The 20,153-nt window shown below is 58.2% G+C and carries 16 protein-coding genes; 10 read left to right on the top strand and 6 right to left on the bottom strand.

The features are described 5' to 3' along the window. The first annotated feature begins 28 nt into the window (after positions 1 to 28). From AC1RKG_RS14670 to ppnP, 3 genes are all read left to right on the top strand, one after another. Positions 29 to 958 (top strand): DUF1177 domain-containing protein, encoded by a 930-nt coding sequence (locus AC1RKG_RS14670; protein WP_046374380.1) that lies wholly within the window; start codon positions 29 to 31, stop codon positions 956 to 958. Positions 959 to 962: 4 nt separating this feature from the next. Beyond that, entirely contained in the window at positions 963 to 1,640 is a 678-nt protein-coding gene (locus AC1RKG_RS14665; protein WP_400824892.1) for an AroM family protein, read from the top strand. A 211-nt stretch (positions 1,641 to 1,851) separates the two neighbouring features. Next, positions 1,852 to 2,142: a pyrimidine/purine nucleoside phosphorylase gene (ppnP, locus tag AC1RKG_RS14660; RefSeq protein WP_020825434.1), complete on the top strand. Its 291-nt coding sequence runs from the start codon at positions 1,852 to 1,854 to the stop codon at positions 2,140 to 2,142. 191 nt (positions 2,143 to 2,333) lie between these two features. Here ppnP and rdgC read toward each other — a convergent pair whose 3' ends face one another. After that, on the bottom strand, positions 2,334 to 3,245 hold the full coding sequence (rdgC, locus tag AC1RKG_RS14655) for a recombination-associated protein RdgC (protein ID WP_020825435.1): 912 nt from the start codon (positions 3,243 to 3,245) through the stop codon (positions 2,334 to 2,336). Between the two features lie 88 nt (positions 3,246 to 3,333). Next, the gene (locus AC1RKG_RS14650; RefSeq protein WP_493183318.1) at positions 3,334 to 5,946 is read right to left on the bottom strand and encodes an ATP-binding protein; all 2,613 of its coding nucleotides are present in this window, start codon (positions 5,944 to 5,946) and stop codon (positions 3,334 to 3,336) included. 141 nt (positions 5,947 to 6,087) lie between these two features. Between AC1RKG_RS14650 and AC1RKG_RS14645 the strand changes: the two genes are divergently transcribed. The 6 genes from AC1RKG_RS14645 to AC1RKG_RS14620 all read left to right on the top strand — a co-directional run bounded on the left by AC1RKG_RS14645 (position 6,088) and on the right by AC1RKG_RS14620 (position 12,354). Beyond that, entirely contained in the window at positions 6,088 to 7,608 is a 1,521-nt protein-coding gene (locus AC1RKG_RS14645; RefSeq protein ID WP_020825437.1) for a sugar ABC transporter ATP-binding protein, read from the top strand. Between the two features lie 32 nt (positions 7,609 to 7,640). After that, entirely contained in the window at positions 7,641 to 8,630 is a 990-nt protein-coding gene (locus tag AC1RKG_RS14640) for an ABC transporter permease subunit (RefSeq protein ID WP_044548626.1), read from the top strand. Between the two features lie 148 nt (positions 8,631 to 8,778). Then, on the top strand, positions 8,779 to 9,720 hold the full coding sequence (locus AC1RKG_RS14635) for an ABC transporter substrate-binding protein (protein WP_048759639.1): 942 nt from the start codon (positions 8,779 to 8,781) through the stop codon (positions 9,718 to 9,720). A gap of 62 nt (positions 9,721 to 9,782) precedes the next feature. Next, positions 9,783 to 10,469, top strand: a complete 687-nt coding sequence (locus tag AC1RKG_RS14630; RefSeq protein ID WP_122077464.1) for a D-lyxose/D-mannose isomerase — start codon at positions 9,783 to 9,785, stop codon at positions 10,467 to 10,469. An 11-nt stretch (positions 10,470 to 10,480) separates the two neighbouring features. Continuing rightward, complete coding sequence (locus AC1RKG_RS14625; protein ID WP_128864405.1) at positions 10,481 to 11,341, top strand: ketose 1,6-bisphosphate aldolase; 861 nt, start codon at positions 10,481 to 10,483, stop codon at positions 11,339 to 11,341. Continuing rightward, positions 11,338 to 12,354, top strand: coding sequence for a carbohydrate kinase family protein (locus AC1RKG_RS14620; protein ID WP_170868520.1), 1,017 nt, complete (start codon positions 11,338 to 11,340; stop codon positions 12,352 to 12,354). The genes AC1RKG_RS14625 and AC1RKG_RS14620 overlap by 4 nt, the downstream gene beginning before the upstream one ends. On the opposite strand, the gene AC1RKG_RS14615 is transcribed toward AC1RKG_RS14620, so the two are convergent. After that, complete coding sequence (locus tag AC1RKG_RS14615; RefSeq protein ID WP_046374374.1) at positions 12,329 to 13,069, bottom strand: response regulator; 741 nt, start codon at positions 13,067 to 13,069, stop codon at positions 12,329 to 12,331. The genes AC1RKG_RS14620 and AC1RKG_RS14615 overlap by 26 nt on opposite strands. A gap of 211 nt (positions 13,070 to 13,280) precedes the next feature. Here AC1RKG_RS14615 and mak point away from each other — a divergent pair, with 211 nt between their 5' ends. Next, positions 13,281 to 14,189, top strand: a complete 909-nt coding sequence (gene mak, locus AC1RKG_RS14610) for a fructokinase (RefSeq protein ID WP_122077468.1) — start codon at positions 13,281 to 13,283, stop codon at positions 14,187 to 14,189. 256 nt (positions 14,190 to 14,445) lie between these two features. On the opposite strand, the gene licT is transcribed toward mak, so the two are convergent. The 3 genes from licT to sbcD all read right to left on the bottom strand — a co-directional run bounded on the left by licT (position 14,446) and on the right by sbcD (position 19,964). Then, entirely contained in the window at positions 14,446 to 15,288 is an 843-nt protein-coding gene (licT, locus tag AC1RKG_RS14605; protein WP_041415225.1) for a BglG family transcription antiterminator LicT, read from the bottom strand. A 195-nt stretch (positions 15,289 to 15,483) separates the two neighbouring features. After that, positions 15,484 to 18,735, bottom strand: a complete 3,252-nt coding sequence (gene sbcC, locus AC1RKG_RS14600) for an exonuclease subunit SbcC (RefSeq protein ID WP_493183314.1) — start codon at positions 18,733 to 18,735, stop codon at positions 15,484 to 15,486. Then, entirely contained in the window at positions 18,732 to 19,964 is a 1,233-nt protein-coding gene (gene sbcD / locus AC1RKG_RS14595) for an exonuclease subunit SbcD (protein ID WP_020825448.1), read from the bottom strand. Before sbcD ends, sbcC begins: the two co-directional genes overlap by 4 nt. Positions 19,965 to 20,153 lie beyond the last annotated feature (189 nt).

The following is a 20,153-nucleotide window of genomic DNA, read 5'->3' as shown; positions in this document are numbered from 1 at the left end:
CCCGGTTAAATTGTGAGGTCAGCCGATTATGAGTTTGCAACAAACGCTGCAGGTTTTTGAATTAATAGATAATGCCTACGTGAGCGGTCAGGACGTCGTCGATCTGTTTGCGTCTTATCCCGGCATCCGGGCCAGTACGTTGCGTGCCAGCGGACCGAAAGGCGCCACCGATTTCGTGCGAATCGATATCCCCGGCAGCGCCGGTAAAAACCAGGGTGGGGATGCGCCAACCCTGGGCATTGTCGGCCGGTTGGGCGGCATCGGTGCGCGGCCTACGCGTATCGGCTTGGTGTCCGACGGCGACGGGGCAATTGCCGCGATTGCCAGCGCGTTGAAGCTGGCAGAAATGCAGCGCAAAGGGGACGTGTTGCCGGGGGATGTCATTATCACTACCCATATTTGCCCTGACGCGCCAACCCGCCCGCACGATCCGGTCGATTTTATGGATTCGCCAATCGACGACGTGACGATGAACGACAATGAAGTGGTGGCGGAAGCCGATGCAATCTTGTCTATCGACACTACCAAAGGCAACCGCATCATCAATCACAAAGGTTACGCGCTGTCGCCGACGGTGAAAGAAGGCTACATCCTGCGGGTGGCGGAAGACTTGCTGCGGATTATGGAGATGACCAGCGGTCGTCCGGCGGTGACGTTCCCGATCACCACGCAGGACATTACGCCGTACGGCAATGGGGTGCATCACCTGAACAGCATCCTGCAACCTTCCACCGCGACTTCTGCGCCGGTGGTTGGCGTAGCGATCTGTACCGAATCGGTGGTGCCGGGCTGCGGTACCGGTGCCAGCCATGAAGTGGATATTGCGCTGACCGTGAAGTTCGCGGTGGAAGTGGCGAAAGAGTTCGGGCGCGGTACCTGCCAGTTTTACCAGGCCGATGAATACGCGCAGCTTCTGGCGTTGTACGGCAGCCTCAGCCACCTGCAAAAAAGGAAATAACCGGATGAATGCCTCATTTGCCACGCTGACTATCGGCCAGGCGCCGCGTAACGATATCATGCCGCTGCTGTCGGCCTTTCTGCCTGCGGATCAGGTGAGGCATGTCGGGCTGTTGGATGGACTGAGCTTCGGCCAGATTGACCAAGGCTACGCTCCTATGGCCGGTGAGAAGGTGCTGGTTTCACGCTTGTTGGACGGTACGCAGGTGAGGCTGGGCGCCTCGCGGGTCGAAAAGGGATTGCAGCAGAAAATCCATGAGCTGGAAGCCGAGGGCTGTGAAGTGATCCTGCTGCTATGCACCGGAGAATTTGGCCGACTGCACGCCGAACGCGCGCTGTTGCTGGAGCCGGATCGCATTATTCCGCCGCTGATTTCCGCCATTGTCAGCCAGCATCGGGTCGGCATTGTGGTGCCGGTAGCGGAGCAAATCAGCCAGCAAGCAGGCAAATGGCAACGGCTGGCGACGCCGCCCTGTTTCGCCGTGGCCAGTCCCTATCTGGCGGACGACGCGGTGCTGGAACGGGCGGCAAGTGAGTTGCAGCGACAAGGGGCGCAGGTGGTGGTGCTGGATTGCATCGGCTATCACCGCCAGCATCGCGATTTCCTGCAGGCGCGGCTTGAAATACCGGTGCTGCTATCCAACGTGCTGGTCGCCAAGTTGGCGGCTGAGCTAATTAACTGATTTAATATAGAATAAATCCTTAGCCTGGCGAATGACAGCGGCTGTCTGGCGCGTTTTTATCAGCGGATCCAGAGTGGCTGGCTGATGAGCCATTGCCCGGCAGAATTTTACTCTGCGTCGCGATCGCATTTCGCGTGAAAAACCAGTGACAGATCAACCACAATCCCCCAATATGGATTTCCCATAAAGTTGATTACGCGGGTGCCAGTCTATGCTGAAAGTGAACGAGTATTTTGCCGGAAAAGTGAAGTCTATCGGTTTCGATAGTAGCAGCATCGGCCTTACCAGCGTCGGTGTGATGGAAGAGGGTGAGTACACCTTCACCACCGCACAGCCGGAAGAAATGACCGTGATTACCGGGGCGTTGAAAGTCCTGCTGCCGGGCTCGCCGGACTGGCAGGTGTTTATGCCGGGTGAGAAGTTCTTCGTACCGGGCCACAGTGAGTTCAACCTGCAGGTTGCCGATGCAACCGCTTATCTGTGCCGTTATTTGAGCAAGTAATTCATACCCTTCTTACTTGAAGCTGCTGCGTTGTTGGCTGCATGCGCTCACCCCAGTCACTTACTTGAGTAAGCTCCTGGGGATTCCCGCACTTGCCGCCTAGCTGCAACTCCAATTAATTTGGGTATGCTATCTGTGTTGCGAAGCTACTCATGTGGAACAAAGGCGCAGCGATTTGCGCCTTTGTGTACTTAACGCTGCGCTTCGCCACCCAGAGCTTCGATGGTGTTTTTGATTAACGCCGCCAATTCGCTGGTCATCAAGATGAAATCGGCATCAAAACGCTGGGCGAAGTCGTCACGATCGATATCGTCATTCTGCTCACGCAGCGTATCGGCGAACTTCAGACGCTTCAACGAGCCGTCATCCGCCAGCACCAGCTGAATGCGCTCTTGCCAGTCCACTGCCAGCTTGGTTACCAGTTTGCCGGCTTCAATATGTACCGCAATTTCATCGCTGATCAGGTTCTGCTTCTTGCAGCGGATCACGCCGCCGTCTTCCAGAATCGCTTTCAGTTCCGCCTCGTCCTGAATAATAAAGCCGGCCGGCAGTTCACCTGAACGCACCCATTCGGTCAGCGTCAGCTCGATCGGGCTTTCCATGGTCAATGGCACTACCGGCAGAGAGCCCAGGCTTTTGCGCAGCAGCGCCAGGGTATCTTCCGCGCGCTTGGCGCTGGCGGCGTCAACCATGATCAGATCGTTAACGGTGTCGATCCACATAAAGGTTTGGTTAAAACGGCTAAAGGCGCGCGGCAGCAGGCTGTGCAGCACTTCGTCTTTCAGCGCGTCTTTTTCGGTTTTCTTCAGTTTACGGTGCTGTTCGCCTTCGAGGCGTTCAATTTTGGCCTGCAGCTCTTGCTTGATGACCGGCGACGGCAGGATTTTTTCTTCCTTACGTGCGCAGATGACGATCTGGCCGTTAACCGCATGCGTCAATGCGTCGCTGTGGGAGCCCATCGGGGAGACCCAGCCGGTTTTCGCCATGTCCTGGCTGCCGCACGGGGTGAAAGCAAAAGCGCTGAGCTGTTTTTCCATTTCATCCGCGTTTAGCGCAACTTCGCGGCTCAAACGGTAAACCATCAAATTCTTAAACCACAGCATAATGTTATCCCTGGCTGGGCGTGCACCTGGCACGCTTATTCATCAAAAGCAGGGCGGCATAATAACGAATCAGAGGCGAAAAATCGCCTCATTCCCTCCGAATTGCGTCGCCGTCCGCGTTTGAACGTCGTGCTCGTTGCAGCGCCAACGCCAGTTGCCGCTGGCTGAAAGGCTTACGCAGCAGTTCAACGTTTGGCAGATTTTCTTCGTGCTGACGGCGGATGTCCTGGCCGCTGATCAGCAGGGCGGTAAGCTGTGGGTTAATCTCTCGCGCCAGCCCAATCACCTGCACGCCGTCCAGTTCGCCCGGCAGCATCAGGTCGCTGATCAGTATGTCTATATCCGGCGTCTGGCGCAGCAGCGCCAAAGCTTCCTGACTGTCCGCGCTGTCCAGCGTCAGGTAGCCGAGCTGGTGCAAGTGTTCGCACAGCGTATGGCGAACGTCATTTTCGTCTTCCAGTACCAGCACCAGATTATCCGTGTTCTTGCATTCTTCGAGCTGCGGGGCGGGAACTTCCTCTATCGCCGCCGTAGGCGCTCGCGGGAGCTGCAGGCGCACCAACGTGCCTTTGCCCGGCGCGGTTTCAATCTGGACCCGTCCACCGGACTGGCGGACAAAGCCGTAAACCATCGACAGCCCCAGGCCACTGCCGCTGCCTACCGCCTTGGTGGTGAAGAAGGGTTCGAACACCTGAGCCTTCACCTCTTCCGACATGCCGCAGCCGGTATCAATCACTTCCAGCGCCACCATGTCCTGCTTTTTGCCGCCGCTGCGCACCACCCGTTGGTTGTAGATGCGAATATTCACCACGCCGCTGCGGCCTTCCATCGCATCCCGCGCGTTGACCACCAGGTTGATGAGCGCGTTCTCCAACTGATTGGCATCGATCCAGGCAGGCCAGCCAGGACGCTGTGCCTCGATGCTCAGTGAGAGCGTGCTGGGCAGTGAATGGCGCAACAGCTCCTGCAAATTTTCCACCAGCGATTGCAGCGTGATGGCCTGCGGGTGCAGCGCCTGTTTTCGGGAAAAGGCCAGCAGCCGCTGGGTAAGCTGTGCGCCGCGTTCGGCGGCCTTCAGCGCCCGAATAATGCGCTGTTCGGTCTGTGCGTCCTGCGTTTGTTGAGTGGTCAGTTCCAGGCTGCCGATAATCACCGCCAGCAGGTTGTTGAAATCATGCGCCAGGCCGCCGGTGAGCTGGCCGACCGCCTTCATTTTCTGGCTGTGCAGCAGCGCTTCTTCCAGCGCTTTGCGCTCGGTGCGTTCCAACACCACGTTAACCACGCCACGGTTCGGTACCGGACTGAAGCGTAGCTCTACGGTACGACCATCGCTCAGGCGCAGTTCCTGCGGCTGTGGCAGTTCGCTAGACAGATTGGCCAGCACCGCTTCCCAACGTTGCCCCGCCGGTGGCGTAACCTGCTGCAGTAGCTCGCGGTAGTGCAAGCCGCGGTGCAGCTGGTGTTCGTTGAGCCCCAGCAGCAAGGGGTATTGCGGGTTCCACACCACCAGTTGACCGTCGTTATCAAACAGCGCAAAACCGTCGCGCATCGCCAGAAAGGTGGTTTCCAACTGGGTGCTTTTTTCTTTCAGCAGGCGGGAGGTCTGCTCCAGCGAGGCGGTGTTACGGGCAAAGACGTTAAATGCCCGAGCCAGCTCGCCCAGTTCGTCGCGGCGGTGCAGCGCCGGTACGCTGACGTCACGTTCGCCGCGCGCCAGCCTCGTCATGGCACCGGCGATCGCCGTCAGGTTGGAACCGAGATTGCGGTAGATATACAGTCCGGCGAAGCCGGTAATCACCAGTGCCAGCAACGCGAACAGGCCGATAAACCAGCTTATGGAACTGAGCTCATGATGGGTCTGGTGGGTGCGCAGCTCCGACTCGTTGGCCACCTTTTGCACGTAAAGGTTGATATCGTCGTTGAGCATCGCGACTAACGCTTTGATATGGTAGGTGTAATAGGCCAGGGCCAGGTCGCTTTGCTCCAGTTCCAGCGTTTCGGGCAGCAGGCGCTGTTCGCTGAGCCGAAACTGCCGCATTTTCTCGTCTACCAGGACATCCGGGCTGTGTTGCGGCCAGTAGGCCATAACGTTGTCGAGCTGCTGGGCTGCGGCCTTGGGGGTAGGGGTCTGTATGGCGATCGCCAGCAACCGGTCGATCTGGCTAAGCAGCGGCTGCGAGGGCTGGTTGAGGTTATTGCGCTGATTGAGGGTGGCGATATGCCGCAGCGTGCTCTGCGACTGATACAGCCCGCTGAGCAGGATATTGCGCTGCAGATGCCGTTGGTGTCCCAGATCCAGCATGCGCGTTACGCTGCTTTCCAGCGCGTTGCTGCGGCTGATGATGCGCTTGACCAGCGCCGGTTCGCTGTGGGCCAACGGGGCGTCGGCCAGCCGGCTGAGCGAGGTTTGCAGCACCAGTTGCGTTTGCTTCAGCCGGGCGGATTCGCTCTGGTATTCCAGCGCACCCACCACTTGCGAGAGCCGAATAGCCGCGGTCGCCACGTTGGAGGTATCCCGGCTCAGCGCCATGCTGCCGTTCATTTCTGCCAGGGTTTGCGCCTGCATCTGTTCCTGCAGCTTGCCCGCATGGTAGAAACCGAAGATCGCCACGCCGCTGACCATCAGCGTCACCGCCACCACCAGCAGATTGAACATCAACAGGCGCCCACGCGCGCCGGCAAGGAAAGGCAGTCTGCGCATCGAATCCCCCGTAACTGACTGTTCGCAGTATAAATCCCCGTCCCATTAACAATATGACAAAGATGAACGGGCGCTGACATTTTGCATTTATTTATGCGTGGTTAACTGCATGCCATCCGAACCGCAACCTGAGGTATGACGATGAGCGCGACCCCGATTCTGGAAATGCACAACATCGCCAAGAGTTTTGGTCAGTTCTATGCGCTGAAAGGCGTCAACCTGACGGTGTATCGCGGTGAGATCCACGCGCTAATGGGTGAAAACGGCGCGGGTAAAAGTACCTTAATGAAAATATTGGCCGGCGCTTATATCGCCAGCAGCGGGGAAATTTTTATCGATGGGCAGCCGTTCGCCATCAAGGGGCCAAAAGATGCCCTGGCGGCAGGCATCACGCTGATTTACCAGGAAATGAACTTGGCTCCGAATCTGACGGTGGCGGAAAACATTTTTCTGGGCAGCGAGATCCAGCGTGGCGGCCTGGTGAAGCGCGGGCAGATGTTGCTGGAAGCGCAGAAGGTGATCGATCGTTTGGGGGCGCAGTTCAGCGCCGGCGATCGCGTGATGAAATTAACCATCGCCGAGCAGCAACAGGTGGAAATCGCCCGTGCGCTGCACCGTAACAGCCGCATTCTGGTGATGGACGAACCTACGGCGGCGCTTTCTTCACGCGAAACGCATCGACTGTTCGAGCTGATCAAACGGCTACGCGATGAAGGCATGGCAATCATTTATATCAGCCACCGCATGGCGGAGGTGTACGAGCTGTCGGATCGCGTCAGCGTGCTGCGCGACGGTCAGTATGTTGGCAGCCTGATGCGCGACAAGCTGTCCGCCAGCGAGTTGGTGCGCATGATGGTGGGCCGCCCGCTGAGCGACTTGTTCAATAAGGAACAGGGCATCCCGGTGGGGGAACCTCGCCTGACGCTGCACGGCCTGACTGACGGCAAAAAGGTGAAGCCGGTCAGTCTTCAGGTCCGCGCCGGTGAAATTGTCGGCCTTGCCGGGCTGGTGGGCGCCGGTCGTTCCGAACTGGCGCAGCTGATTTTCGGCGTGCGCAAGTCCAGTGGCGGTACGGTGGAAGTCGACGGCAAGCCGGCCAGTATCCACTCGCCGCGCGATGCCATTGCTCTGGGCATCGGCTTCCTCACCGAAAACCGCAAGGAGCAGGGGTTGTTTCTCGATCTGGCCGCGCATGAAAACATCGTGATGGCGACGCTGGAACGTGACGGTCGCTATGGCCTGCTCAATCGCCGCAAGGCGCAGCGTATTTCCAGTGACGCTATCGGCCTGCTGAATATCCGCGTGCCGCATGCTCAGGTGCGGGCCGGCGGCCTGTCCGGCGGTAATCAGCAAAAGCTGCTGATTTCACGCTGGGTAGCCATTGGCCCACGGATCCTGATCCTCGATGAACCGACACGCGGTGTGGACGTGGGGGCCAAGAGCGAGATCTATCGCATCATGAGCCAGATGGCACAGCAGGGCGTGGCGATCCTGATGATTTCCAGTGAATTGCCTGAGGTGGTCGGCATGAGCGACCGGGTTTACGTGATGCACGAAGGCAGCATTGTCGGGGAACTGGGCGGCGGTGAGATCAGCCAGGAAAACATCATGACGCTGGCCACCGGCGTTGACACCACCCAACCGCAGGCGACTACCGCATGAATAATTCCATCCCTACGCTCAAGGAGCCGACCATGACTTCGAATCCATTGCCGCCAGGCGCAAAAAATCCGACGCTGAAACGGGCACTGTTGGGCGATATGATGCAAACCGTCGGTATCTTGCCGATATTGATCCTGATCGTCGCGGTTTTCGGCTTTGTTGCCCCGAATTTCTTTACCGATGCCAACCTGCTGAATATCGCCCGGCAGGCGTCGATCAACATCGTGTTGGCGGCGGGCATGACCTTTATCATCCTGACCGGCGGCATCGATCTTTCGGTCGGTTCGATGCTGGGCACCACCGCGGTAGTAGCGATGGCGGTGTCACTGATGCCTGGCATGGCTGGAATGTCGATCCCGCTGGCGCTGTTGGCCGGTTTGGGCATGGGGCTGTTTAATGGTTTTCTGGTGGCCTACGCTGGCCTGCCGCCGTTTATCGTCACCCTCGGTACCTACACCGCACTGCGCGGTGCCGCTTACCTGTTGGCGGACGGCACCACCATCATCAATTCCAATATCAGTTTTGAATGGATCGGCAACGCCTACCTGGGGCCTATCCCCTGGTTGGTGATTATTGCCTTTGCGGTGATTGCCGTGTGCTGGTTCATTCTGCGCCGCACCACGCTGGGGGTTCATATCTACGCGGTAGGCGGCAACATGCAGGCGGCGCGCCTGACCGGGATCAAGGTCGGTGCCGTGCTGCTGTTCGTCTATGGCATGAGCGGCCTGCTGTCCGGATTGGGGGGGGTGATGAGCGCCTCGCGGCTTTACAGCGCCAACGGCAACCTCGGCATGGGCTATGAGCTGGATGCGATCGCCGCAGTCATTCTTGGCGGCACCAGCTTCGTCGGCGGCATCGGTACCATTACCGGCACGCTGGTAGGGGCGTTGATTATCGCCACCCTGAACAACGGCATGACGTTAATGGGCGTTTCTTATTTTTGGCAGTTGGTGATCAAAGGGGCGGTGATCATCATCGCGGTGTTAATCGACAAGTACCGCACTCGCAATTATCAACACTGATCTACCCGTCCTCTTTCAAGCCGCAGCGTTGTGACTTGCACTCGCTGCCACTGGAAATCCATAGGGCAAGGTTGAGTGAGAAAGAAAGGTTGGTTGGCGCCCACCGGGGCAGGTTTTTCGTATCTCAGAAAATAATGAGGAAAACACTATGCGTTTCAAACCATTGATTACCGCTTTGCTGGTTACCGCCGCGCTCGGCAGTGCTTCGTTGGTGCAGGCGAAAGAGTTGAAATCGATAGGGGTGACGGTGGGCGATCTGGCCAACCCGTTCTTTGTGCAGATCACCAAAGGTGCGGAACTGAAAGCGCGCGAACTGGCCGGTGACAAGGTTAACGTGACGCTGGTGTCGAGCGGTTACGATCTCGGTCAACAGGTGGCGCAGATCGATAACTTTATCGCCGCCAAGGTCGATATGATCATCCTGAACGCCGCAGATTCCAAGGGTATCGGCCCGGCGGTGAAACGCGCCAAGGACGCCGGCATCGTGGTGGTGGCGGTTGACGTAGCGGCCGAAGGTGCCGATGCCACCATCACCTCGGACAACACCCAGGCCGGCGCCATGGCCTGTAAATACATCAGCGATCGCCTGAAAGAGAAAGGCAACGTGGTGATCATCAACGGCCCACCGGTGTCCGCGGTACAGAACCGGGTAGAAGGCTGCATGACCGAACTGAAGAAACACCCGGAGATCAAACTGCTGTCCTATAACCAGAACGCCAAGGGCAGCCGCGAAGGCGGACTGGAGATCATGACCGCGCTGTTGGCGGCCAATCCGAAGATCGACGGCGTATTCGCGATTAACGATCCTACGGCGATCGGTGCCGATCTGGCTGCCAAGCAGGCGCAGCGCAGCGAGTTCTTCATCGTTGGCGTAGACGGATCGCCGGATGGCGAAGAGGCGCTCAAGCGCGGCAACTCGCTGTTTGTGGCAACCCCTGCACAGGATCCGCAGGTGATGGCGGCCAAGGCGGTCGAGATCGGTTACGAAATTCTGCAGGGTAAACCCGCACCAACCGGGCCGGTGCTGATCCCGGTCACCATGATCGATAAAAACAATATCGGCAGCTACAAAGGCTGGACGGTGAAATAACCTGCTATCGGCGGGGTCTGCTACGCCAGGCCCCTCATTTCATCCCCACTTTCGGAGGCGATATGAACCGTTCCGCCGTGAACCAGATTCTGCAACAAACCCAGCATTTTTTTGCCCGCTTCGACGTCCATCTGCCGCCCTTTGCGCACTTTAGCCCAACCGTTTGGCGTCAGCTCGATCGTCAGCCGTGGCAGGAGGTATTCGACCTGAAGCTGGGTTGGGACGTCACGGCGTTCGGCGGCGAGGATTTTGCTCACAAGGGGCTGACGCTGTTCACGTTGCGAAACGGTTCGCCCGGCGGTCAACCTTATGCCAAATGCTATGCGGAGAAAATCATGCATTGCCGCGAAGCACAGGTGACGCCGATGCATTTCCACTGGCGCAAGCGGGAAGACATCATCAATCGCGGTGGTGGCAACCTGATCGTCGAGCTGCATAACGCCGATCCGCAGGAAGGGCTGGCCGACAGCCCGGTGACCGTGACCCTGGACGGTTGCCGACAGACTCATGCTCCCGGTTCACGCCTGCGGCTGGCGCCGGGGGAAAGCATCTGCCTGACGCCGGGCATCTATCACAGCTTTTGGGGCGAGGAAGGTTTCGGCGACGTGTTGGTGGGTGAGGTTTCGACGGTGAATGACGACGACAACGATAACCGTTTCCTGACGCCGCTCAGCCGCTTTAGCCAAATCGAAGAGGATCAGCCGCCCCAGTGGTTGCTGTGTAACGAATACTTGCGCTTTATCGATTAAGGAGATGCACCATGGCATTGATTTCACTGGCACAGGGGTTAGCGCACGCGCGTCAACACGGCTATGCGCTGGGTGCGTTCAACGTGCTCGACAGCCATTTCCTGCGCGCGTTGTTTGCCGCGGCGCAGGCCGCGCGATCGCCCTTTATCATCAATATTGCCGAAGTCCACTTTAAGTACGTGTCGCTGGAGTCTTTGGTCGCGGCGATCAAAAGTGAGGCGGCGCAGCACGACATTCCGGTGGTGTTGAACCTCGATCACGGTCTGCATTTTGAGGCGGTGGTGCAGGCATTGCGTCTCGGATTCAGCTCGGTAATGTTTGACGGTTCCGGCCTGAGTTATGAAGAAAATGTGCGTCAAACGCAGGAAGTGGTGCGCATGTGTCATGCGGTGGGCGTCTCGGTGGAGGCCGAACTGGGTGCCGTCGGCGGTGACGAAGGCGGTGCTCTGTATGGCGAGGCCGACAGCAATAAATTTACCGACCCACGGCGGGCGCGCGAGTTTGTCGAATTGACCGACATCGATGCACTGGCGGTGGCGATCGGCAACGCGCACGGCAAATACAAGGGCGAACCTAAGCTCGATTTCGAACGTCTGGCGGCTATCCAGCAGCAGGCTGGCATTCCTTTGGTGCTGCACGGCGGTTCCGGCATCAGTGATGCAGACTTCAAGCGGGCCATCGGCCTGGGCATTCACAAAATCAACTTCTATACCGGCATGTCGCAAGCGGCGCTGGGGGCGATTGAACAGCGGATGACGCAGCGTCACGCGATTTATGATGAGTTTGCCGAAGTGCTGTTGGCGGTGGAGCGCTCGATCAGCGAAGTGGTGCAGCAGCAGATGCATATTTTCGGCAGCGCCGGGCGGTTGTGATGAGCCGGCGTGGCATTGTTTCTGCCGGTAACATGCTGGTGGATCATGTCCATCAAATTGCGCATTGGCCTCAGCCGGGCTGGCTGGTGGAGATTGAACATAGCCAGCGTGCCACCGGCGGTGCGCCGCTTAATGTATTGCTGACGCTGGCGCGTATGGAAACCGGGTTGCCGCTGGCGGCGCTGGGGCTGATCGGCTGCGATGCCGATGGTGACTATATTTTGCAAATGCTGGCGCAGTACCAAGTCGACAGCGGCCGGGTGCGTCGCAGCGAAACGGCGATGACCTCGATGTCGCAGGTGATGACCGAGCCGGGTGGACAGCGGACCTTTTTCCATGCGCCGGGCGCGAATCGGTTGTTGGACCTCGGCGATTTTGACGCGCTGCACAGCAATCATAAAATTTTCCACCTGGGCTATCTGCTGCTGCTCGACAGCCTGGATTGTCCGGACGAGGAATTCGGCACCCGTAGCGCACGCCTGCTGGCGCAAATGCAGCAGCGCGGTTACCAGACTTCATTGGATCTGGTGTCGCGCCAGGGCGATCCACGCTATCGGCCTTTGGTGTTGCCGGCGCTGCGCTGGCTGGACTATCTGGTGATCAACGAGCTGGAAGCCGGTGAATTTACCGGACTGGCGCTGCGTACGGCTAATGGCTCGTTACAGCAGTCACTGATGGCGCAGGCCGCAGAACAATTATTGCAGGCCGGTGTGCGGCGGCGGGTGGTGATCCATTGCCCGGAAGGGGCCTACGGGCTGGAGAGCGGTGGCGAAGCGCGTTGGCAACCCTCGTGGCAGGTGAGGGAAACTGAAATCGTCGGCAGCGTCGGTGCCGGTGATGCGTTCTGCGCCGGCGTGCTGTATGCCAGCCATGAAGACTGGCCTTTGGTGGAGACACTGCAGCTGGCGCATGCCTGTGCGCGTTTCAATCTGCTGTGCGCCAATGCTGTCGACGGTGCTCGGCCGCTGCCGGAGCTGCAGGATTTTATCAGGCGGCAGCCACCGGCTGGCTGACGTCGGCGGCAAAGACGTAACCCAGCCCGCGAATGGTGCGGATCAGTTCGGGCTGATGCGGATTGATTTCGATCTTGCGGCGCAGCCGCATGATCAGCACGTCGATAGTGCGATCGAAGACCTCCAGCGTTTCGCCGTGGGTCAGCTCCAGCAGGCGATCGCGGGTCAGTACTTTACGCGCATGTTGTACCAGCGCCAGCAACAAGCCGTATTCGCCCTGAGTCAGATCGACAGCCTGGCGCTGAGGGTTGTGCAGCGTGCAGCGGTTGGTGTCCAGACACCAGCCGTTGAACTGCCAGCCCTCCGCTCTGGTCTGGCCGACAGCGGCAGGTTCCAACGCCAGCGCACCGGTACGGCGCAAAACCGCCTTGGCGCGAGCGACCACCACGCGTGGATTAAAGGGTTTGGCGATGTAATCGTCGGCACCCATTTCCAGGCCGACCACCACGTCGGACTCGGCGCCGAGACCGGTCAGCATCACCACCGGCAGATCCGGACGCAGGCGGTGGATCTGCTGTAACACCAGCAGGCCGTTGGTGTCCGGCAGGATCAGATCCAGCAGCACCAGCGCAATATCCGGCTGCTGGCTGAGTAGCGTCAGCGCCTCGCTGCCCCGGTGGCAGGCATGTACGGTAAACACGTGCTCATTGAGCACGTCACAAAGCAGATCACAGATAGCGGGATCGTCGTCGACGATCAATATGGCAGGTTTCATCGCTGCTCTCCGAATTTTATGATGCGTAAAAATGTTATCAATAGGTTAACTGATAAAATCCAGTGTACCCGATGGCTAATTAATAAGCGGCAGCCGGTGCGGTTCTGATGCGGAAATTGCCATCGCCGTCACACTCGGCGTTAATGGGGTGATCCCGAAAGCCGGTTACATTAGGCTGTAGCAACGTTGTTGTGCATTGAGGAGAAAAATCGTGCGCATTGGTATCGACCTGGGTGGCACCAAAATTGAAGTGATCGCGTTGGCCAACGACGGACGGGAACTGTTCCGCCATCGTATTGCCACGCCGCGCCATGACTATCAGCAAACGCTGGAGGCCATCACCGGTCTGGTGAAACTGGCGGAAGAAAATACTGGGCAGCAGGGATCGGTCGGGGTGGGCATTCCCGGTACGCTGTCGCCTTATACCGGCTTGGTAAAAAACGCCAACTCGGTGTGGCTCAACGGCCAGCCTCTGGATAAAGACCTGTCGGCGATGCTGGCGCGTGAAGTCCGTATCGCCAACGACGCCAACTGCCTGGCGGTTTCGGAGGCTACCGACGGCGCGGCCGCCGGCAAACAAACGGTGTTTGCGGTGATTATTGGCACCGGCTGCGGCGCAGGGGTGGCGATCAACGGCCAGGCGCATTCGGGCGGTAACGGCATCTCTGGCGAATGGGGGCATAACCCGCTGCCGTGGCTGGACGATGACGAACTGCGTTTTCGTGCAGAGGTTCCCTGCTACTGCGGCAAGCAGGGCTGTATCGAGACCTTTATCTCCGGCACCGGCTTTGCCACCGATTATTCGCGCCTGAGCGGTAATCCGCTAAAGGGGCATGAGATCATGGCGCTGGTGGCGCAGGGAGATACCCTGGCGGAGCAAGCCATTAGCCGCTATGAGCTGCGGTTGGCCAAATCGCTGGCGCACGTGATCAATATTTTTGATCCGGACGTGGTGGTGTTGGGCGGCGGTATGAGCAATGTGGACCGTCTTTATCAGCGTGTGCCGCAGTTGGTGAAATCCTGGGTTTTCGGTGGCGAGTGTGAAACCCCGATCCGTAAAGCCGTTCACGGTGACTCCAGCGGCGTACGCGGTGCAGCCTGGCTGTGGCCGCAAGTGTAACCGTTGCAAAAAAGCGCGGGCCTGCTCGCGCTTTAATCCATTCACCGTATAAAAACCAGACGCGCTCTATGCTTTGGCTAACTTAGCTGATGAATGAGGCGTCTGCTGCTGGATACCCATGCGCTAATCTGGTGTTTGTCAGCGCGGCCAGCATTTGGGAGATTTCGATCGCATGCTGCTCGCCCAGGCACAGGCCGAAGGGCTGACGCTGGTTTCCGCCGTACGGCATTCGGGTGTTTGACGCCCGTCGCTAAACCTATCTTGCCTCGCTTTCGCTGCGCACCCGTTCGATATGAATGGTCAGAAACATCATCTCTTCCCGCGTGAGTTGATGCTGATAGTTTTTTTCGATGTGCTGATTGATCTTGCCTGCGCAGGCAAAGGAGTCAGGGTACTTTTCTTTCACCACCAGATAGAGTGAGTCGTCATCGCTGTCGACGTAGTTTTTACCCAGCAGACGCTGGGCGAAGAACTTCAGGTGAGTGATAAAGCGGTGATAGCTCAGGGCTTCTTCGTTGTAGTCAAAACGGAAATGGTATTTGACGATATTCAGGATTTCCTGCATGACGCGAGTGATATGCAGGGTGTTGTGCATTTCATCGTTCAACTGGGCGTTGACCAGGTGCAGGGCGATAAACCCGGCTTCGTCCTCCGGCAGCGTGGTGCCGAGCCGTTCGGCGATCAGCGTCAGTGCCTCCAGCCCGACGGCAAATTCGGCCGGGTAGAGCTTCTTGATTTCCCACAGCAGCACGTTTTTGATGTCCAGCCCCTGGGCATGGCGCTGCAGCGCAAAGTGGATGTGATCGGTCAGCGTGATATAAACGATGTTATGCAGCTTGCCCGGCAAGCGCTGGCGGGCGAGGGTGATGATTTTGTCGGCCGTGGTCACGCAGGCCAGGGGGATCTCCGACAGCAGCGTTTTAAAGCGCTCGGCCATTTCGCTGCCGTTAAGGGTGAAGACCTTCTCTATCAGGTTTTCGTCCAGCAGATCGCCAGCCTTCTTTTTAAAGCCGATACCTTTTCCCATAACCACCGTCTCTTCCTGACGGTCGTCCAGCGTAATCACCACGTTATTATTAAGTATTTTTGCGATCTTCATGGTTTTTCCCGGATGTTTCAGCATGCTGAAAACGAAAAAACCTGACGTCCAGGAGCGATCCCGTGCGTCAGGTTTTGCCTGTATATTTACAGTAACAATCCTGTTATCGATAGCATCATAAACCTTGTCAGCGGCGGCTCAATGTTTTTGACCGGGGAGTGACGCCACGGTCACATTTCCGAGCTCAGGGTCACGTTATTCCAGCCGGAACTGCGGCTCCAGCCGGCTGATACCCAGGCCGTTCACCTTTTTCACCTTAATCTGCACTGGAATACGATCTTTCATGGCTTCAACGTGGCTGATCACGCCGATGGTTTTGCCGGAGGCGTTCAGGCTGTCCAGTGCGTCCAGCGCGGTGTCCAGAGTTTCCGCATCCAGCGTACCGAAGCCCTCGTCAAGGAACAACGAATCGATACTGGTCTTGTGGCTGACCAGATCGGACAGCGCCAGCGCCAGCGCAAGGCTCACCAGGAAGCTTTCACCGCCGGACAGGGTTCGAGTGTCGCGTAGTGCGTCCGCCTGCCAGGTGTCCACCACCTGCAATTCCAGTGCATCACTGGTTTTGCGCTGCAGCAGATAGCGGCCGTGCAACCGCCCCAGCTGGTTATTGGCCAGATACACCAGATGATCGAGCGTCAGTCCTTGGGCAAACTTACGGAATTTATCCCCCTCTTTGGAGCCGATGAGCTGATTGAGGTAGCTCCAGTCGTCGTACTGTTGCTGACTTTGGCTGATTTGCTCAAACAGCGACTGCTGATTGAGACGGCGCGCGGCATCACTTTCCAACTGGTTGCGCACTTCACCCTGTCGGAGCTGCAGAGTTTTGAGCTGCTGCGCCAGCGCGGCCAGATCCTGGCCCAGGGTTTGGGGATCGGCCTGGCTTTCATCCAGCCCTTCCGGACGCTGTTGGCGTTGCTGTTCCAGATTGGCTACGGCCTGGGTCAGCAGGGCGCTGGCTTCAACCTGTCGTTGCTGCAGCTGCTCTTTGCGCCGTTGCAATTGTTGGCGCTGATCGTCATTCAACAGGGCAGCGTTGAAGGCCGCTTCGTCGTCGAATTCGCTGGTGGACAACGCTTGCAGCCAATCTTGCTCCGCCTGTTGCAGCCGTTCGGCCAGGTGCAACAGCTGTTGCTGCAACCCGGTGAGTTGCCCGCCAAGACGATCGCGTTGTTCCTGCGCCTTCTGCCAGTGCTCTGCGGCCAGTTGTATAGCCTGTTCGCAGGCCGTCTGCCGGGCACGCAGCTGTTCACGCACCTGCACGATTTGCTGTTCGCCAAACAGCGCCAGCCGCTGCGTACGTTGTTCGCCCAGAGCTTGCTCTGCTTCTTGACGCTGTTGCTGCAGGCGTTGCTGCTGAGATTGGGCCTCGGCGTGGCTTTTTTCCAGCAGTTTGAAACGCTCGTCCAGCAGTGCCTTTTCTTGCTGCGCCTGTTGCTGCTGTGTCTGCAGTGCGGCCAACCGGTCTTTAGCCTGCTGTACCGCCTGGGCTGCCTGCTCGTGTTGCAGCAGACTGGCCTGAGCCTGACGCTCCTCATTGTCGCAGTCGCTTAACCACTGGCTAAGGCGAGCGGTGTCCTGCAGATCAAAATCAAACGCCAGAGGCGTGCTGAGGCTTTGCCATTGCTGACGATGAGCGGCCAGCTGTTGTTCATCTTGGCCGATAAGATGTTGCTGGCGCTGCAGTTGCTCTTTCAGGCTTTCGCAGCGGGTGCGCAGCTCGGTGCCCTGGGTGTACAAAGCCTCGGTTTTGACGCGCATATCGGCCAGACGCAGTGCTGTCTCAGAGGGTTTTACCGCCTGATACTGTTCGATGGCCGGATGCTCGGAAGATCCGCACAGTGGACAAGGTTCGCCGGTTTGCAGGCGAGCGCGTTCCGCCTCCAGGCTGACGATGCGTTGCTCCAGCTCAAGGGCTTTCTCTACGTCCGTCTGATGTGCTTTTTGCTGTTTGTACTGCTGGCGTGTTTCTTCAAGCTGCTTTTCAAGCTCGCTGAGCTGGGTCTGACGGGCCGTGAACTCCTTGCGTTGTTGTTCCAGACGTTCGCTGACCTGGCCAAACAGCGAGGAGAGGGTAAATAATTGCTGGCGCACCGGACGCAGCTCGGCCAGTTCGGTCTGACGTTGGCGCAGCGCAGTTAGGGGGGCTTGGGCTTCCAGCGCATTTTGCTGCTGTTGCTGCGCTGCCAGTGCGGCAGTGAGGCCGTTAAGCTGCTCCTGCTGCTGTCCGGCCTGGGCGGTGAGCCGGGCTCGTAAAACCTCAAGTTGTTCCAGCTCCGCTTGTTGCTGAGCGTACTGTTGCGTGGCGGCATCGCAGGCCTGTTGCAGTTCTGTCTGCGTTTTTTGCAACTGGGTTATCTGGTGGTCGAGCGGGACGATCTGCTCGTCGATCAGCCGTTGTTGGATCTGCTGGTGTTCGACATGCGCCTGCAGTTGAGCACGTGCTTGTTCCACTGCCTGCTGCAACGGGGTCATCTGGGCAAGCTGTTGCTCCTGTTGCTGCGTCAACTGGGCAATCTGCTGTTGTAGCGCCTGTTGATCGCTGCGGCAGCGGTTGCGTTCGTTGAGCAGTGGGCGCAGTTTCTCTGCCGGCTCGCTGCGCGCCAACTGCTGAAGCTGGGGTTCTGCTTCAGCCTGCTCCTGTTGTACGGCGCTCAACTGACGCTGGTATTCCTGCTGTTTCTGCTGCGTCTGCTGCCATTGCTGTAGCCAGTTTAACGCCCGTTGCTGACGCTGGGTCTGTTCGCTGAGGGCATTTTCCTGCGAACTGAGCTCCACGAGCTGGCTTTCCAGCTGTTGGCGCTGTTCTTCGTTCAGCAACTCAATGCCGCTGGCGCGCTGATGCAACGCGTCCAGATCGGTTTTGGCCTGTTTGTGCTGCTCGAAAACGCGCTCGGAAAGCTGGCCGTAAATCTCGGTGCCGGTCAACTCTTCCAGCAGTTCGGCCCGATCATTGGCATCGGCATTCAGGAAGGCAGCGAACTGCCCCTGAGACAACATCATCGATTTGGTAAAACGACCGAAATCCAGCCCGGTGATCGCAGCGGTAAGATCCAGCTTGTCGCGGACTTTATCGGCCAGGATTTTGCCGTCATCGCGCAGCGCCAGCTCCACCTTCGGCGCCTGCAGGTTGCCGTCCGGGGAGTTTTTGGCACGGCGCTGGCTCCAGAACGCGCGGTAACCGATGCCTTTAACCTCAAACTCGACCTCCGCCAGCGACTCGGCGGTGTGGCGGGTCATCAGCTCATTTTGGCTTGGCGTGACATTCAGGCGCGGCGTCTGGTGGTACAGTGCCAGACAGATGGCGTCCAGCAGGGTGGTTTTACCCGCGCCGGTGGGGCCGGTGATGGCAAATAATCCGTTGCTGGCGAAGGGCTCGGCGGTGAAGTCTATCTTCCATTCCCCCTGCAGCGAATTCAGGTTTTTTAATCTCAGGCTGAGGATTTTCATTGGTTCGGCTCCTGATCCTGGTGCCGTACGGCTTCGACCACCTGTTGGAACATCTGACTCATTCGCTGTTTGCGCGCTTCGGCCATCTCGGGTTCCTGCGCCAGCCGCCGCTCAAAGACCTCGGTGACGCTCAGTTCGTTGAGCGTTTCTTTGTCTTGCTGTTCAATGGCCTGGCGACGCTGCTCCTTACTGCGGCGCAGCAGCACGACCTCTACTGGTAGTTGATCGGCCAGCAACTGAATGCGACGCTGAATGTCGCTAAGGTAATCCTGGGTCGCCACTTCGATATCCAGCCATACCGGTAATTCACCCTGATAATCGGCGAACAGCCGTAATTGCTGCTCGATCTGCGCCAAATCTCCCTTAATGAGCTGCATCGGTTGGAAGCTTGGGATCTCCAACGCGCTGACCTGTTGCAGGGCACCCGCCGCGAAATCCACCATAAACACGCTTTTGGCCTTGCCCAACTCGTCAAAACTGAGCGGGATAGGGGAGCCGCTATAGCGAATATGTTCAGATTTGGCGACGTTTTGCGCGCGATGAATATGCCCCAGCGCGATGTAATCGGCCGGCGGGAACGCCTGTGCGGGGAAGGCATCCAGCGTACCAATATAGATGTCGCGCACCGAGTCGGACGTGGTGACGCCGACGGTGGTCAGATGGCCGGTAGCGACGATGGGCAGCGGCAAGCCCAGCGCATCACGGCGCGCACAGGCGGCCTGGTACAGGGTGTGATAGTGGTCGGCGATAGACTCTTGCAGCGCCTGCTGTTTTTGCACCCCGGACTCACCGGCGCGGCTGGTGAGCAGATCGCGCGGGCGCAGAAAAGGAATGGCGCACAATACCGCACCCGGTTGGCCGTCGCGTTGATTCAGCACCAGCACCTGTTGTTCGATTTCGCTCTGCGCATTGGCGATCACGGTGGTATTCAGGCAGGAAAGTAATTCACGCGATTCATTTAAGGTGGCCACGGAGTCGTGATTGCCGCCCAACACCACCAACTGGCAGCCGGTACGCTGCAGTTCCACCACGAAGCGGTTATACAGCTCGCGGGCGTAGCTTGGCGGCGAGCCGGTATCGAACAGATCCCCGGCGACGATCAGCGCATCCACCTGGTGTTGTTCGATCTGTTCGATCAGCCAGCGCAGAAATGCCTGATGCTCGGCGGCGCGGCTTTTGGTGAAAAAGTACTGGCCAAGATGCCAGTCAGAGGTGTGGATCAGGCGCATGACACTCCCGGGGCGATAGGGTAATGGCGGTGATTATAAAGGGCGTTGCGGCGGCTGTCGTGACGCAATCATTATGACAACTGAATGATTTTTCTTTGACGTTGGAAATAATCGCTATGCTTACTGCCTATAACAGCCCGCTTTTTTCATAAAAGTGTCACAAAACTGACGCATAATGGCGCCCGCAAT

This window comes from Serratia sp. GW822-FHT06D09 (assembly GCF_058799515.1).
This window is presented reverse-complemented; position numbering and strand designations above follow the sequence as displayed.

What these genes read in the sequence shown, in the direction of transcription:
- AC1RKG_RS14625 (WP_128864405.1), top strand. Translation starts at nt 10,481, where the DNA reads ATGGCATTGATTTCACTGGCACAGGGGTTAGCGCACGCGCGTCAACAC.
- AC1RKG_RS14630 (WP_122077464.1), top strand. Translation starts at nt 9,783, where the DNA reads ATGAACCGTTCCGCCGTGAACCAGATTCTGCAACAAACCCAGCATTTT.
- AC1RKG_RS14635 (WP_048759639.1), top strand. Translation starts at nt 8,779, where the DNA reads ATGCGTTTCAAACCATTGATTACCGCTTTGCTGGTTACCGCCGCGCTC.
- ppnP (WP_020825434.1), top strand. Translation starts at nt 1,852, where the DNA reads ATGCTGAAAGTGAACGAGTATTTTGCCGGAAAAGTGAAGTCTATCGGT.
- AC1RKG_RS14650 (WP_493183318.1), bottom strand. Translation starts at nt 5,946, where the DNA reads ATGCGCAGACTGCCTTTCCTTGCCGGCGCGCGTGGGCGCCTGTTGATG.
- sbcC (WP_493183314.1), bottom strand. Translation starts at nt 18,735, where the DNA reads ATGAAAATCCTCAGCCTGAGATTAAAAAACCTGAATTCGCTGCAGGGG.
- AC1RKG_RS14665 (WP_400824892.1), top strand. Translation starts at nt 963, where the DNA reads ATGAATGCCTCATTTGCCACGCTGACTATCGGCCAGGCGCCGCGTAAC.
- licT (WP_041415225.1), bottom strand. Translation starts at nt 15,288, where the DNA reads ATGAAGATCGCAAAAATACTTAATAATAACGTGGTGATTACGCTGGAC.
- AC1RKG_RS14640 (WP_044548626.1), top strand. Translation starts at nt 7,641, where the DNA reads ATGACTTCGAATCCATTGCCGCCAGGCGCAAAAAATCCGACGCTGAAA.
- sbcD (WP_020825448.1), bottom strand. Translation starts at nt 19,964, where the DNA reads ATGCGCCTGATCCACACCTCTGACTGGCATCTTGGCCAGTACTTTTTC.
- AC1RKG_RS14615 (WP_046374374.1), bottom strand. Translation starts at nt 13,069, where the DNA reads ATGAAACCTGCCATATTGATCGTCGACGACGATCCCGCTATCTGTGAT.
- AC1RKG_RS14670 (WP_046374380.1), top strand. Translation starts at nt 29, where the DNA reads ATGAGTTTGCAACAAACGCTGCAGGTTTTTGAATTAATAGATAATGCC.
- AC1RKG_RS14645 (WP_020825437.1), top strand. Translation starts at nt 6,088, where the DNA reads ATGAGCGCGACCCCGATTCTGGAAATGCACAACATCGCCAAGAGTTTT.
- rdgC (WP_020825435.1), bottom strand. Translation starts at nt 3,245, where the DNA reads ATGCTGTGGTTTAAGAATTTGATGGTTTACCGTTTGAGCCGCGAAGTT.